A 14111-nucleotide genomic window follows, 5' to 3' on the forward strand; every position below is an offset into this window, starting at 1 on the left:
CCGGCGCCTGTTTCAATGCACACCGCGCCAGGCGAGAGTGCCGCCATCCACACGGAAAACTGCGCCGGTCGAAAAGGATGCCTCCGCCGAAGCGAGGAAGCAGACCAGCATCGCGACTTCTTCGGGCGTGCCCAGTCGCTGGATGAGATGCGGACCCCAAAGCCGCTTGGCCGCCGCTTCACGGTCTTCGAATGACTCCAGGCTGTGCGAGAGCATTGGCGTGTCTATCGCGCCCGGCGCATAGGCGTTGCAGCGAATGCCATAGGGGGCGAGATCGATCGCCGCGCCCTGCGTCAGCAGCACCACGGCGGCCTTGCTGGGACCATAGGTCGGAAGACCAGGATAGGCGACGGAACTGGCCACCGAAGCGCCATTGACCACAGCGGGAGAGAGTGTCGACTGCTTGAGGTAGGGCGTCGCATATTTCATCGCAAGCCAGGTCGCCTTCAGATTGACGTCCATGACCGTATCCCAGATTTCCTCGGTCAGCGTCTCGATCGTCTCGATCCTTTTGGCGACGGCGTCGTCGGTGATGCCCGCATTGTTCACCAGCACATCGATGCCGCCCGCGTTCGCGGCCGTTGCATCGATCATCGCCTTGATCGCCCTGCCGTCGCGCAGATCGGTTTTCACGAACAGAGCTTTGGCGCCCTGCTGGCGTACCAGCTCGGCGGTTTCCTCTCCCGCCTCTTCCTTTACGTCGGCGATGGTGACGAAAGCGGCGCCTTCGCGCGCGGCCTGAACTGCAATGGCGCGACCCATGCCCTGGGCCGCGCCGGTTACGATCACCTTCCGTTCGGACAAGCGTGCACTCACGCAGCAGTCTCCTTGTTGACAAGTTGTTTGAGATCGAAGGTCGGATCGCCCGCCTGCTCGCGGGACGGGCTGATCTTCATCCGCAGCAGCTTACGCGCCTGCATATGGTCGGGAAGGCGGCTGACTGATTCCACGGCCACCAGGCTATCACCCCGGTAGCAATAGGCGGAGAAATTTCCCGTTGCCGGGTCGCGCCGCACCACGACATCTTCGTCGCCCCGCGCCAGACCGGCCATTTGCAGGCGCAGGCCTGCCTGATCGCTCCAGAAGGTCGGCACCTGATCATAGGCTTCAACCTTGCCGGTTAGCCGGTCGGCAACGCATCGCGCCTGATCCACGGCGTTCTGGACGGATTCCAGACGGACCATGCGGCCACCATCGGCGGCGAAGGGAAAGGCCGCGCAGTCCCCGATCGAGGAGATATTCGGATCTTCAGTCAGCAATTGCGCGTCGACGACGACGCCATTGTGAACGGTGAGGCCGCAGGCGGCCGCAAGCTCGCTGTTGGGCACGACGCCGATCGACACGAGCACCAGATCTGCCGGGATGCGCTCGCCCGATCCCAACTCGACGCTGCTGACATGACCGTCCGTTGAATGAAGTGCAACCACCGCCTCGTTGAAGGAGAAAATGACGCCGCGCGCTTCATGCGCGGCCTGGACTGCTTCCGAAACAGGGGCGCTGACCACTCGGCCGAGCGCCCGGCTGCCCGCTTCGATGACCCGGACCTCGATCTTCGCGTCCGAGGCGATGGAGGCAGCCTCCAGCCCCAGGAAACCAGCGCCGATGACGACCAGCTTCGTGGCCCGCTCAAGCCCCTGCATCAGCGCTTTGGCGTCCTCGATGGTTCTCAGGGACACGACGCCCGATGTCTCGCCTTCGACGCAGGGCAGCGCGCGATTGCGGGTGCCTGTCGCGATGACGAGATGGGAATAGGGCAGGAACGCGCCGGAGCGGAGATTGACCTGCTTCAGTTCCCGATCGATCGTGTCCACCGCGTCATTGGCCCGAAAGTCAATCGCGTGGTCTGCGAAGAATTTCGGCTCCTGCATGAAGAGCATGGATTCGGGCGCGGTGCCGGCGAGAAAGGCCTTGGACAAGGGCGGGCGCTGATAGGGCGGATGTACTTCATCGCCGACCATCGTGATCGAGCCGGCAAAGCCGTTGTCGCGCAGGGAGGAGGCGAGCTGCAAGCCCGCCTGTCCAGCGCCGATGATGACGACGTCGCTCATGCGGAGGTGGCCCCCGCCGGATCATCTTCTTCAACGATGATCGCGAGTGAGGGGCATTTGCGGGCAGCGCCGCGCACCGCATCCTGCAATTCAGGCGGCGGGTTGTCCTGCAACAGGACGACGACGCCATCCTCCTCGCGCTGATCGAAAATCTGCGCGCTGGAAAGAACGCACAGGCCGGCGCCCACGCACAGATCCTGTCTGATATGGATTTTCATGTCTGCCCTCTCCTCTATGGGCTCACCAGGTCAACGGCAGCGCTTCGAGGCCGTAGACGAAATGGTCTCCCTTGAATTCCAGCTCTTCGAACGGCACGGCGAGAGCCAGCGTCGGGAAGCGCTGGAACAGCGTGCCGAAAACCGATTGCAATTCCGCCCGGGCGAGCGGCTGACCCAGGCATTGGTGAATGCCGTAGCTGAAGGCCAGATGATTGTCGGGCGCTCGAGTGACGTCGAACCGGTCAGGGCACTCGAACGCCTTGGGATCGCGATTGGCCGCTGCGATAAGGGCGAAAACGCCTTCTCCCTTGCGGACCAGATGACCGTTGACGTCGATGTCCTCCAGAGCGACCCGCGCGCCGTTGAACTGCACGATGCTGTTGTAGCGCAGCATTTCGTCGACCGCGCCTTTCAGCAGGGCCGGGTCCTGAAGGAGCAGAGCCTTTTGATCGGGATTCTGCAGCAGGTTCAGCGTGCCCAGCACGATCTGGTTTGCGGTGGTCTCATGACCCGCCATGGTCAGCAGGTCCGCATGCAGCACGGCATCGTCATGGGACAGATGGCCCGGCTGCACCTGTTCGATGATCAGGCGGCTCAGCAGATCGTCATTGGCGTGAGGATCCTTCGCCTTTTCCCGCAGCAAGCCGTCGAAATAATCGATCAGCTTCTGGGAAGCCTCCTGCGGGATGATCGGGTCGACATCCATCAGCACCTTGAGGCGGCTCTGTTCCTGGAAAAATTCCCGGTCGCTGACCGGCACGCCGAGAAATTCGGAAATGACCGTCGAGGTGAGGGGGAGGGCGAAATCCTCCACCATTTCGAAGGGCGGCCCCTTGGCTTCCAGTTGCGCGTAAAGATCCTCGATCAGTGCCATGATGCGCGGACGCATGGCGTCGATGCGCTTGACCATGAATTCCTTGGTGAACATCCGCCGCAACCGGCCATGATCGGGCGGGTCCATGCGAATGAAGGTCGGCGGCAGTTGCAGCACGGCGTTGCGCGCCTCCGACTGCATCGGGAAGCCGGGCGTCGTTGGGACCGTGCTGAAGCGATTGTCCGCCAACACGGCACGGACATCTTCGAAGCTGGTGAAAACCCAGATCTTCTGGCCGTTGAACAGCTGCATGGACAGCGGCTTGCCCGCGTCACGCGCCTCTCCGTAGAGAGGCGGTGGGTCGAAGGGGCACCCGCGCTGGGCCGGAAAGACCGGTAGGTCGAGGCTATCGGCGGTCGACATGATCTTCTCCTTACAGTCCGCCGTTGACGTCCAGCGTCGCGCCGGTGACATAGCCGGCACCGGGGCTGACCATCCATGCGATCACCGAAGCGATCTCTTCGGGATCGGCCGCGCGCTGGAGTGCGCTGGAGGCGATCAGCTTGTTCCGGATTTCCGCTGGTACGGCTTCGCCCATCGCGGTGTTGATGGTGCCGGGCGATACGCCGACGACGCGGATGCCGTGCGCCCCAAGCGGCTTGGCAATGCTCTTGGTGAAGTTGACGATCGCGGCTTTCGAGCCGCCATAGTCGGTCACGCCGCTGCCCGCGCCGGCGACGATGGAGGCGAGATTGACGATGACCCCGCCACCGCCCGCTGCGATCAGCCGCTTGGCGACTTCCTGCGATAGGAAGAAGGGGCCGCGCGTGTTGACATTATAGGTCAGGTCATAATCTTCGGGACGGATGTCGAAGAAGGTCTTGCCGTGCCACACGCCGGCATTGTTGACGAGTACGCGGATCGTGCCGAACTCTTCCTCGACCGCCGCAACGGCGGCGACGATGTCATCGTAACGGGTGACGTCGCAACGTCGATAGGCGTATCCGCCCAACCCTTCATTGGCGACGTCGAGGCCGACAACCTTGTAGCCCGCTTCAGAAAGCGCGCTCAAAATGGCCTGGCCGGTCTTGCCGTTCGAGCCTGTAACAATGGCGACTGATTGCGTCATGCCTACTCCATCTCAAATTCGTTATGACCAGGAGATGCGTGGCGTCTGACCCGTCTCTCCTGGCTGGAACGATCACCTGTTGAGGCGCCGCTCCTTTCTTTTTGCGCAGCATTGAAACGCTGCTCGCCGCCATTGTTGATCGGCAGGCTTTTGAGGTCTAGTGATAACGGGGACCGAAGAATGTGAATTCTATTCAAATCACTGTGGGACCGGAAAATGGCCAATATCGACCGCGTCGACCTCAACTTATTCCGCCTTTTCGAGGCCCTGTATGAGGAACGATCGGTGTCGCGCGCAGCGGAGCGGCTGTTCATAACGCCATCGGCCGTCAGCCACGCACTGCGGCGGATTCGGATGATGATGGGGGACGAACTTTTTACCCGTGGGCCGCGCGGCATGCTGCCGACGCCAAGGGCTCATGCCGTTGCGGCGCAGTTGCGGGTTCTTCTTCCGCAACTGGCTGAGGTCATTGCGCCACCTGATTTTGACCCGGCGGCGACCGACCGAACTTTCGGGGTCGCCTGCGTCCCTTATCTGACCACCGTGTTGCTGCCCGAAGTGGTTGCGGATGTCGCACGGCGCGCGCCCAATGCGCGGGTCGACCTGCGGCTCATCTACAACAGCGTGGTGGATGATCTGGATAGCGGCGCGCTGGACGTGGCTTTAGGGCATTTTCGCAGAACGCCTCCGCGTTTCGTTGCGGAGGAAATCCTGCGCGACAGCTATGTCTGGGTCATTCGGCGCGATCACCCGGCAGCTGCGGGGAAGCTGACTATCGAGGCGTTGTCCCGCCTGCCGCACATCGATATCCACATCGACAGCCAGGCGAAGAATACAGTCGAAAGCTTCGATGTGAGGCAGGGACTGGAGCGACTTGTCATCCAGAATGGCATTGCCTCGCTGGAAGAATCGTTGCTCGACGCAGGACTGCGGCGGCGTGTCGCGACCTTCGTTCCAGATTCGCTTGCGGGAATGGCGGCGGTATCGCGCAGCGATGCAGTCTGCCTCGTGCCGGAGAGCGCGGTGAACCGCTTCGGCGAGACATTCGGGCTGCTGCGCTTCGATCCACCTTATCAGTCTGCGCCACTGGTTATTCAGAGCCTGACGCATGCGGACTATCGGGAAAAGCCGGCGATCCGCTGGCTGCTAGAATGTATAAGGTCTGCCGCCATCGGGATGGGGCGGCAGACCCACGACTGAGGACATCGCCCTCTTGTCGCATTCTAAGCGCGAACGTCCCGGAAGCCGAGCTTTTCGAAAACGGGTGTGTCAGTCACCCGCAACATCGCGCCGCCTCCGGCGCCGCCTTGAAGCGAATAGGCATACCAGCTCGGTATGACGAGAACGTCGCCGCGTGTCATGGAAACGCTTCCCATCGTTTCAACCTCGACCGAGACCTCGCCCGCCGTCACCGCGAAAATGCTGTTGTCGATCCGCGCGCCATGGTCCTGTTTCTGGCTCTGGCTGAGATTGATCGCATGGAGCGCAATGGTCGGCATGTGCGCCTCGCCGAAGCGATGATCACCTTCCTGCGCGGCCCTGTCTTTCAGCAAACCCGCCTTGAACCGCAGTTCCGAATCCGGTGCTGCGCCTGTCACCGCCTCCAGCGTGTCAGGATGATGTTCGAAGAACATATTTTCGAGATTCTGGACCAGGGGGACGTCGAGAAAATCGATCCAGAAAGCCGGTGTGTCACTATAATTGGCATGGCCATGCCAATGCCATTGCGGCGTCAGCACGACGTCGCCCGGCGCCATGTCCACCCGAATGCCGTCGACGAGCGTGTAGACGCCCTCGGTCGCATCGAGCACGAGCCGCAGGGCATTGGGCGAATGCCGATGTGATCGTGCGGTCTCGCCGGGCAGCACCAGCTGATAGGCGGCTACCAGATGACGGCAGGTCGGGTAGATATTATTCTCGATCGGATTGACCAGGATGAGATTGCGCCGCTCGGCGAACTCGGTCGAGACGAACTCGGTTGCCTTGGTGAGCGCATCGAGCGCCTGCCTGTAGCGCCAGACCGTCGGGACGAACCGCCTGCGCGGCTCCGCCCACATTTGCGGTTCGCGTTTCGCCCATCCCGGCGAGAAGCCGCAGGCTTCAAGTTGATCGAAATAGCCGTCCGGCGCGCTGCTATGCGGATTAGTCGCCATGTCGCGCTCCCTCAGGCGGCTGCACTGGCCGATTGCGCCCGCTGGCGCCCGGCGCCGCGCACCACATCGATGACATAGGCCGCGTCGGCGGGCAGTTCGTCGCCGCGCCAGCAGCTATGGCCATCGGGGCGGACCAGCACCAGTTTGCGCTCATAAGCCTCGATCACGGCAGGTTCGTCGATCGATACGACGCTCAGGGGCAGGCCCGCACGGGTTGCAGCCTCGACGAAAGGCGTAACGTCGGGTGCGTCGGCGCCCAACCGTAGCAGAACGAAGCCGTTGCCGAACAGGTCGAGCGTCGAACGGCCATCTTTCAGCCAGACATGCGGCGCCCGCGCGCCGGGCGTGCTGGTTTGGACATAGCGAGCCGTTTCCTGTTCGGGCACCGGAGAGCCGTCCGGCACGATGACCGGCGAGTTGGCGTAGATATAGCCCATGTGAATGCCGATGGTGTACCATTCGCGCTTCATCATATCCCCATACCATTTGCCGTAGCGGGCGCGCGCTTCGTCGTGTTCGGCACCGGGCATGAAGATTTCGGCTGGCGGCGGCGTCTTGCGCGGCTCCAGCATCAGTTTGAGGTTGCCGCTGGATTCGGCGATGTTATGCGCCGCAACCGGCTTGCGCTCCGCTTCATAGGAGGCCAGCAGTTCAGGCCCGCCCCAGCCGGCGAGGGCGCCGTTCAGCTTCCAGGACAGGTCGACCGCGTCGCCCATACCCGTATTCATGCCGAAACCGCCCGTGGGCGACATCAGATGCGCAGCATCGCCGGCGATGAACACGCGCTTGGTCCCGTACTGTTCGGCGATCAGTTCGCGCCGCACCCACGGCATGACGGATTCGATTTCATATTGGAATTCGCAGCCCACGGCCCGCACGATGAGGTCGTGAATTTCGGCTTCGGAATATTCCCGCTTCTGATCGTCGCCCACGATCGACATGCGCCAGCGATCCTTGCCATTGATCGCGACGATCGTCAGCCAGGTTCCTTCGGGGCCGATGAAGATGAAGCGGTAGGCAAGCCCCTTGTCATGCAGCTTGGGAAGTTCGGCCGAGCGGAAGATGATGTTGACCGTATGGGTGAGGACGGGTTTGCCGACCATGCCGATGCCGATCTGCTCCCGCACGAAACTGGCGCCCCCATCGGTGCCCACCAGATAGTCGCAACTGACTTCGTAATCTTCATTGGTTTCAAGATCGCGCAGCGATGCGACTACCTTGTCGGGAAATTCCTTCACCGCCGTCACGAGGGTGCGATATTTGGTGGTCACTTCGGAATGTTGCCGAACGAAGCGCTGCATGATCGGATCGAACATATCCTGGGGGCAGCGTTCCCGCTTTTCCGGGCTTTGCAGCGGCAGGGGTTCCGCGTCCTTGCTTGGCACGACCTCGCGGCCGAACTCGAAGCCGGTCAGGGATTCCAGATAGACATTATCTTGTGGATAGTCGCGCGGATAGGGCGAGTTGCGCACCCAATCGGCAATCCCCCAACGACGAGCGAATTCCATGGTGCGGATGCCGACCATATCCATCTTGGGCTGCGTGATGGCGCCATCGGTTCGTTCCACCAGCCAGCAAGGCGTGCCGCGCTGGGCCAGGTCTCCGGCCAGGGCGAGGCCAACCGGTCCAGCGCCAACGATCAATATCTGGGTATGTGTCTGCATGATCCCCTCTTCGCTGCGCCAGAGGAGCCCTTATGGCTCTCGCGCTTCTACGGTCTGCATGGAGAGGACTACATCTGGTTCGAACATATGGGCCAATATGCTTTCCAGATACATGCGCCTGCTGGGGGAGATGGGACGATGAAAAGTTCAGTCCGCCGCAATGGTTGGCACGGGCCAGCGCCAGCCTGTGAGGAGCGTTACGGCCACAGCCAGGCCTGAGAGTGAAAGCACCAGAGGCAAGCCGATCGATTGCGCCAGATGGCCCCAGAACCAGCTTCCCAACGCCATTCCGCCGAACAATGCCGTGTGAAAGGACCCCACCGCACGACCGGCGAGATGGCGTGGGGCGCTGAGTTGTGCGGTGGCGCTCCAGACGGTCATCACCCCGGTATAACTCGCCCCCAGCAGCAACAGGGCGGGAAACGCCAGAGGCAGGGCATGAAGATGGGGCAGGATGAGCAGGGCGAGGGCGCCGACGGCAGTGAAACAGCGCACCGTGCCTTCCATCCCAAGGCGCGTTCGGATTATGCGGACGCGGAGCGCAAAGAGGATCGCGCCAAGGCCCAGGCCGCTCATGAGCAGGCCATAGGCTTTGGCATCGCCATGCAACTGGTCGCGAGCGACCAGCGGCATCAGCGCCCAGATTGCACTGGAAGCGGCGGAATAGGCAAAGCTGCGGCTTAGGACGATGCGCAGGGCCGGAGACTGGCCCGCCAGCCGGAAGCCATCAAGAATGGCCTTGCCAATAGGCCCGTTACTGTCTTGCCGACTGTGCTGGAGGGCTCTGGCTACCACGATCATCATCGTTAAAGCCGCAGCGGCGTTGAAGATATAGGTGACCGTCGGACCCGTCGCCGCCACCAGCAATCCGCCCAGCGCTGGCCCCACGCAGCGGGCGAGGTTGTTGGCAATGCCGATGGCCGCCAGACCTTCGGGCAATATCGTTGAAGGAAGATAGTCGCCGACCGTCGAGGTCAGCGTCGGGTTAAGCAGGGCGGTGCCGCAGCCGAACAGGAAGCAGGCGGCGAGCAGAATGTTCGGCGATACAAGCTGTCCCATAGCCAGCAAGGACAGGGCGGTGGCAGACAGGAACATCAGTGCAAAGGCAGTGGCCATGATGCGCGGCGGGCCGAGATGATCGGCGAGCGTGCCGGCAATGATCGCAAGCAGCATGATGGGCAACGTAAGCGCGGTCTGCACGGAGGCGACCTGCGCAGCGGAGCCAGCCGCAGCCATCGTCCACCCGGCGGCGACGGTCTGGGTGAGGGCGCATATGTTGGCGGTGAGGGCGATGGCCCACAGCGGACGGAACAGCGCTACGGAGAAAGGCCCGCGATGATCAGATGCTGTCATCGATTGGTTCAGTCTCTTTGACGTCATTTTCCCGTATCAATACCTCCTGCACGGTAGAGGCAATGATTTCACCCGACCGAGTGAAGATATCGGAACGGGCGATGGCGCGCCCCATTTCTGACACGGGAGAATGCACCTTGAAGAAATGCCAGTCGCGAAGATCAAATGCGCCGAAATACCAAATCGACTGATTAAGGCTGCTCATGAGCAGCCGCATGTCCGGGTCAAGATTATCGTGACGATTAGCAGCGGTGCCAGCGAGCCAGTAATCTGAAAGATAGGCCAGCAACGCGCGCTGCTGATTCTGGTCGATATCGGGCATGGCGGTGATTCGCATCCACGCCATGCGGCTCCCGGCGTCCTCGCCGATCGCATATGCGCTGGGGGAAACGGGGCGAAGATCCACCACCGGCGGCACCGATATGCGCCGGGTCAGGCCTTTTTTGATCCGATCATCGGTGCCGTTCATCAGTTGCTGAATATTCTGAAGCCTTTCGGGCGGTGCCACGGTCGGCATGACATCGCTGTGACGCACGCCGCTTTGGGGACGCTGGAAGGATGTTTGCGCTCTGAAAACAGGCTTGGAATCCTCGCTGAGTGTCACGTCCCGCGCGCAAAAGCTGCTGCCGTCAAAAGTGCGGGAGACGTCGATGGTCGTGGCTTTGTCGACCGGACCACGCCGCAAGAAGAAACCGGATGCGGCATGCACCCACCGATCGGCAACGGTCTGGCAAGCGCCCGCAATGGCAAGGCCCATGCATTGACCACCGAACATCCAGCCGAATGTGTTGGCCTGAGCAATCCTGTTGACGAACCGATCCTCGCCGGACGGCTCGATGGAAAGAGGTGGCAAGATATCCAACTCGTCCCAATGGGGAAAAAGGCCCATTCTCTTTAACTCGCGCCTCGTCCTTGATCATTGGAAACCAGTAGATGCCAGCATGATCTCTCGACCAGGACGAAATGCCTGGTGGGTTTCATGGCCGTTCCAGCAGCGCATGGATGATTTCCTCCTGATGCTCGCCCAGGGCAGGGGGAGATCGGCGTATCGATGGGAGCGCGCCGTTCAGTCGGATCGGGCTTCGCAGAAGATGTATCGACTCGCCGGAAGGATGGGGGAGCGTTTCCATCAGTTGATCGCGGACGAGAGGGTCGTCAAATACCTCTGGAAAGGTGCGGATCGCCCCAGCCGGAACGGCGAAGCGGTCGATCCTCTCATTCCAATAGTTCAGCGAGTGCTGAAGAAACGCCTGCGCGATCAGCTGGTCGACCTGCTCGCGGTGGGCGATGCGCATTGCATTGGTCGCGAAGTCAGGGCTTTTTAATGCGTCGACATCGAGCATATCGGTCAATGCGGTCCAGAATTTATCGCTGTGGATGAACACATAGATCTGGCGATTGTCGGCGGTAAAATAGCTGTTCGCCGGAACCATCTGTCCGTGGGCATTGCCGCGTAGGACCGGCTCGCGGCCCTTGGCGAAGAAGGTGCCTTCGCGCGGCAAGAGCGAAAAGACCATAGCTTCGAACATGGAAATATCGACCCTCTGCCCGATCCCTGTTCGATCGCGCTCGCGTAGCGCGGAAAGCACGCCGATCGTGGCGAAGAGCGGGGCGACATAGTCGCCCAGCGGAAAGCCGGTCTTGAGTGGGCCGCTTTCCGCTGATCCGGTCAATTGCATGATGCCGGAAAGCGCCTGGATGACGGGGTCCACCGCGGGGCGATGAGCCGCTTCGCTTGCTGGACCGTAACCGCTCACGGAGCAGTAGATCAGGCCAGGATTGGACTGGCGAAGGCTGTCATAACCGATGCCGAGACGCTCCATCGTACCCGCCCGGAAATTTTCGACCACCATGTCAGCGGCGTCGATCATCCGCCGAAGCACGGCAAGATCTTCGGCATCCTTCAGGTCCAGTACGACGCTGCGCTTGTTGCGATTATAGGCCAGGAAATAGTCCGTGTCGTGACCGGCAATCGGCTCACCCAGATGGCGCGACGTGTCCCCGTGCGCGGGTTCGATCTTAATGACGTCGGCGCCCAAATCCGCAAGCAACATGGTGCAGAGCGGGCCGGCCACCATGTGAGTCAGGTCGATGATCTTCAGTCCGTCCAGCGCAGCCATGCGATCTCCTCTCCGCCTGGCACCTATCAGATCGAATATCGCGCTGCCACGCCGCAGGCCTCTCTCGCACGCTATCAAACCAGACGAATTTCATATTTCCAACAATGGCTGCAGCCCGCCGATGATGCATCCCAAGCGCGATAGCGGTTCCGTGGAGAGTATGAATGAAAATTGCGAGCTTCGATAGCAACAAGATCGGCCTGATCGTGGGCGACGAGATTGTCGAAATCGTGCCGGCGGGTTCACGCTCTGCCGCGTGGCCGCCTACCGAGATGTTGCGCTTCATTTCGGAATTCGAAGAGCGAAAAGGGGAGATTGAAAGGTTGGTCGCCTCTGGGCCGCGGATGCCGCTGGCAAGCGTCAGGCTGGAAACGCCAGTCCCCTGGCCGAACAAGGTCATCGCCTTCCCCGCAAATTATCATGCGCATATCGCGGAAATGAAGGATGGGCTGATCTCCACCTTCAAAAATGGCGGTCAGGGCTTCTTCCTGAAGGCCAATTCCAGCCTGTCCGGCCCTGCCGATCCGATCGAACTGCCTTCCGTCGCTGGGCGTGAGATCCATCATGAATGCGAAATGGCGATCATCATCGGCAAGGGCGGACGAGACATTTCTGTCGAGCGGGCGCTCGATCATATCTTCGGCTATGCCTGCCTGGTCGACGTGGTCATTCGCGGCAAGGAAGAGCGCGTCATGCGGAAATCCTTCGACAGCTTCTGTCCGGTCGGCCCCTGGATCACGACCGCCGACGAAATCGCGGATCCGGCCAATCTCGCGCTGGAATTGCGTATCAATGGCGAGGTGCGGCAGTCGGCCAATACGGCCAATCTGATCGTCGACATCCCGAACATGATCGCCATGGCATCGAGCGTCATGACGCTTTATCCCGGTGACATCATCGCGACGGGCACGCCAGCCGGTGTCGGTCCGATCGAAGACGGCGATGTCCTTGATATTCAGATAGAAAAAGTCGGCGCTATGCGACTGCCTGTGGTACGCGGCGCGAATGGATACAACCCCGTGTGGGACAAGCCAGCGGCCTGAACGGGACACGCTTTGGAGAGGATTTATGACTGAACTGACCCAAACCCTGGCCCGATTCGCGGCAACCACGTCTTTCGAGGCGCTCCCATCGCCGGTGGTGCGCGAGGCCAAGCGATTGCTGTTGGACACCATTGGTTGCGCGATCGGGGCGATCAACACGCCGAGCGGATCGATCTCGCTGGCCTATGCCGACGCGCTGGGCGGAAAGGAACGGGCGACGGTCATCGGGCTGCCGCACCGCAGTTCCGTGACCACCGCAGCCTATAGCAATGCGCGGCTGGCCAATATTCTCGATGCCGACGATACTTTCCCTACCTCCACCCATTTCGGCAATGCCACGATCTTTTCGGCTTTGGCACTGGTGGAGGATGCAGGAAAATCGGGCGCGGATTTGCTGAAGGCCGTCGCGGTTGGTTTCGATGTCGGCGCGCGGGTCGGTAGCTGGATGGGCCCGCCGATGCAGATCGAAAATGGCGAGGTTATAGGCTGGAATGAATTGGGCGGCCCGGCGGCCACCATGGTTTGGGCTGCTGTTGGTGCATCCGTGAGTGCCGCAGGCCTGACACCTGAACAGACCAATCACGCCTTTGGCATTGCGGGCGCCAACTCGCCTCAGCCGACCTTGCGCAAATGGGCTGAATCGCCCCAGCAGCCCATGTATAAATATGCCGATGCAGGATGGTGTGCCGAAGTCGGAGTTTCCGCGACCATGCTTGCGGGCATGGGCAGCACTGGCTTTCTTGACATATTAGATGGGGAGAATGCCTTTTGGCGCTGGTATGGCTCGCCTGGCCATGATGATGAGGCATTGCTCGGCAAGGTGGGTGAAGAGTGGCAGATACTGAATACGACCTACAAGCCATGGCCCTGCTGCCGGTGGATCCATCACCCGTTGACCGCCTTTGCGGACATAAGGCGGGAAAATAACCTGAAGGCGGACGAGATCGAACGGGTCGTTGTGCGCGCCAATCCTTTTGCTTTGACCCGGATTTTCCGCGACCAACATCCCACCGACATGCTGTCCGCTGAATTCAGCCATGCTCATGCCATGGCGGCTCTTGCCCATGATGTGCCAGCCGGTCCTCGTTGGTATGAAGATGTGGTTCTGCGCGATCCGGCCATCATGGCCTTCCGCGAGAAGGTCGTGGTCGAGCCGGAGCCGACATCGGCGAATATCGGTGAATGGATGACGGGCGGGCAATGGCGAGGCGTGCCGGGAGGCGTGGATGTCCATGCCCGTGGCAAGATATTCAGCGGAACCGCCAACATGTCGCTGGGCGACCCCTGGTCCGACGGCACCATTTTTTCCGATGAAGATATCGTTCGGAAATTCCACATGATGCTGGGAGTCGATGATCGCGCGGATGGGGACACCAGCCAATTGCGAGCGCTGGCTGACCGGATGGTAGCTGCGGTCGAGACGTTGGAAGACCATGCCGATGTGTCGGCGCTGACCGACACGATGCGGGAACTGTCTGCCAGTCTCAAGCGAGGGTGAAAAGCAAGTCGGGGACAGGGTAAATGCGCGCTGTCGTCGGCCCGGTCGCGTGAAACGACAAGAAGGGGCGC

Annotated in this window: 13 protein-coding genes; 3 read left to right on the forward strand and 10 right to left on the reverse strand. The window is 61.2% G+C overall.

Annotated elements, in window-relative coordinates; all coding sequences use genetic code 11:
- Window positions 1-12: 12 nt before the first annotated feature.
- The 5 genes from A7Q26_RS09810 to A7Q26_RS09830 are packed head-to-tail and all read right to left on the reverse strand — an operon-like array spanning window position 13 to window position 4209.
- Window positions 13-816, reverse strand: coding sequence for an SDR family NAD(P)-dependent oxidoreductase (locus A7Q26_RS09810; RefSeq protein ID WP_084439066.1), 804 nt, complete (start codon window positions 814-816; stop codon window positions 13-15).
- On the reverse strand, window positions 813-2048 hold the full coding sequence (locus A7Q26_RS09815; RefSeq protein WP_066859201.1) for an NAD(P)/FAD-dependent oxidoreductase: 1236 nt from the start codon (window positions 2046-2048) through the stop codon (window positions 813-815). The genes A7Q26_RS09810 and A7Q26_RS09815 overlap by 4 nt, the downstream gene beginning before the upstream one ends.
- Window positions 2045-2266, reverse strand: coding sequence for a ferredoxin (locus A7Q26_RS09820; RefSeq protein ID WP_066859202.1), 222 nt, complete (start codon window positions 2264-2266; stop codon window positions 2045-2047). The genes A7Q26_RS09815 and A7Q26_RS09820 overlap by 4 nt, the downstream gene beginning before the upstream one ends.
- A 22-nt stretch (window positions 2267-2288) precedes the next feature.
- Window positions 2289-3503 carry a cytochrome P450 gene (locus A7Q26_RS09825; protein WP_066859203.1) on the reverse strand — a complete coding sequence of 405 codons (1215 nt, stop codon included), beginning with the start codon at window positions 3501-3503 and terminating at the stop codon, window positions 2289-2291.
- Window positions 3504-3513: 10 nt separating this feature from the next.
- Complete coding sequence (locus tag A7Q26_RS09830) at window positions 3514-4209, reverse strand: SDR family NAD(P)-dependent oxidoreductase (protein ID WP_066859204.1); 696 nt, start codon at window positions 4207-4209, stop codon at window positions 3514-3516.
- A 216-nt stretch (window positions 4210-4425) separates the two neighbouring features.
- On the opposite strand from A7Q26_RS09830, the gene A7Q26_RS09835 reads away from it, so the two are divergent.
- On the forward strand, window positions 4426-5409 hold the full coding sequence (locus A7Q26_RS09835) for a LysR family transcriptional regulator (RefSeq protein ID WP_066859205.1): 984 nt from the start codon (window positions 4426-4428) through the stop codon (window positions 5407-5409).
- A 23-nt stretch (window positions 5410-5432) separates the two neighbouring features.
- On the opposite strand, the gene A7Q26_RS09840 is transcribed toward A7Q26_RS09835, so the two are convergent.
- The 5 genes from A7Q26_RS09840 to A7Q26_RS09860 all read right to left on the reverse strand — a co-directional run bounded on the left by A7Q26_RS09840 (window position 5433) and on the right by A7Q26_RS09860 (window position 11499).
- Window positions 5433-6362 carry a cupin domain-containing protein gene (locus A7Q26_RS09840; protein ID WP_066859206.1) on the reverse strand — a complete coding sequence of 310 codons (930 nt, stop codon included), beginning with the start codon at window positions 6360-6362 and terminating at the stop codon, window positions 5433-5435.
- A gap of 11 nt (window positions 6363-6373) precedes the next feature.
- The gene (locus tag A7Q26_RS09845) at window positions 6374-8026 is read right to left on the reverse strand and encodes an FAD-dependent oxidoreductase (RefSeq protein WP_066859207.1); all 1653 of its coding nucleotides are present in this window, start codon (window positions 8024-8026) and stop codon (window positions 6374-6376) included.
- Window positions 8027-8173: 147 nt separating this feature from the next.
- Window positions 8174-9379: an MFS transporter gene (locus tag A7Q26_RS09850; protein WP_066859208.1), complete on the reverse strand. Its 1206-nt coding sequence runs from the start codon at window positions 9377-9379 to the stop codon at window positions 8174-8176.
- Window positions 9366-10268 (reverse strand): acyl-CoA thioesterase, encoded by a 903-nt coding sequence (locus tag A7Q26_RS09855; protein WP_066859209.1) that lies wholly within the window; start codon window positions 10266-10268, stop codon window positions 9366-9368. Before A7Q26_RS09855 ends, A7Q26_RS09850 begins: the two co-directional genes overlap by 14 nt.
- A gap of 88 nt (window positions 10269-10356) precedes the next feature.
- Complete coding sequence (locus A7Q26_RS09860) at window positions 10357-11499, reverse strand: CaiB/BaiF CoA transferase family protein (RefSeq protein ID WP_066859210.1); 1143 nt, start codon at window positions 11497-11499, stop codon at window positions 10357-10359.
- A gap of 164 nt (window positions 11500-11663) precedes the next feature.
- Between A7Q26_RS09860 and A7Q26_RS09865 the strand changes: the two genes are divergently transcribed.
- Complete coding sequence (locus tag A7Q26_RS09865) at window positions 11664-12542, forward strand: fumarylacetoacetate hydrolase family protein (protein WP_066859211.1); 879 nt, start codon at window positions 11664-11666, stop codon at window positions 12540-12542.
- Between the two features lie 25 nt (window positions 12543-12567).
- Entirely contained in the window at window positions 12568-14040 is a 1473-nt protein-coding gene (locus tag A7Q26_RS09870; RefSeq protein WP_066859212.1) for an MmgE/PrpD family protein, read from the forward strand.
- Window positions 14041-14111 lie beyond the last annotated feature (71 nt).

It is taken from the genome of Sphingobium sp. TCM1 (assembly GCF_001650725.1).
Classification (GTDB): domain Bacteria; phylum Pseudomonadota; class Alphaproteobacteria; order Sphingomonadales; family Sphingomonadaceae; genus Sphingobium.

Coding starts and splice junctions, on each gene's coding strand:
- A7Q26_RS09860 (WP_066859210.1), bottom strand. CDS start 11,499: ATGGCTGCGCTGGACGGACTGAAGATCATCGACCTGACTCACATGGTG.
- A7Q26_RS09815 (WP_066859201.1), bottom strand. CDS start 2,048: ATGAGCGACGTCGTCATCATCGGCGCTGGACAGGCGGGCTTGCAGCTC.
- A7Q26_RS09855 (WP_066859209.1), bottom strand. CDS start 10,268: ATGGGCCTTTTTCCCCATTGGGACGAGTTGGATATCTTGCCACCTCTT.
- A7Q26_RS09865 (WP_066859211.1), top strand. CDS start 11,664: ATGAAAATTGCGAGCTTCGATAGCAACAAGATCGGCCTGATCGTGGGC.
- A7Q26_RS09835 (WP_066859205.1), top strand. CDS start 4,426: ATGGCCAATATCGACCGCGTCGACCTCAACTTATTCCGCCTTTTCGAG.
- A7Q26_RS09870 (WP_066859212.1), top strand. CDS start 12,568: ATGACTGAACTGACCCAAACCCTGGCCCGATTCGCGGCAACCACGTCT.
- A7Q26_RS09830 (WP_066859204.1), bottom strand. CDS start 4,209: ATGACGCAATCAGTCGCCATTGTTACAGGCTCGAACGGCAAGACCGGC.
- A7Q26_RS09845 (WP_066859207.1), bottom strand. CDS start 8,026: ATGCAGACACATACCCAGATATTGATCGTTGGCGCTGGACCGGTTGGC.
- A7Q26_RS09820 (WP_066859202.1), bottom strand. CDS start 2,266: ATGAAAATCCATATCAGACAGGATCTGTGCGTGGGCGCCGGCCTGTGC.
- A7Q26_RS09840 (WP_066859206.1), bottom strand. CDS start 6,362: ATGGCGACTAATCCGCATAGCAGCGCGCCGGACGGCTATTTCGATCAA.
- A7Q26_RS09850 (WP_066859208.1), bottom strand. CDS start 9,379: ATGACAGCATCTGATCATCGCGGGCCTTTCTCCGTAGCGCTGTTCCGT.
- A7Q26_RS09825 (WP_066859203.1), bottom strand. CDS start 3,503: ATGTCGACCGCCGATAGCCTCGACCTACCGGTCTTTCCGGCCCAGCGC.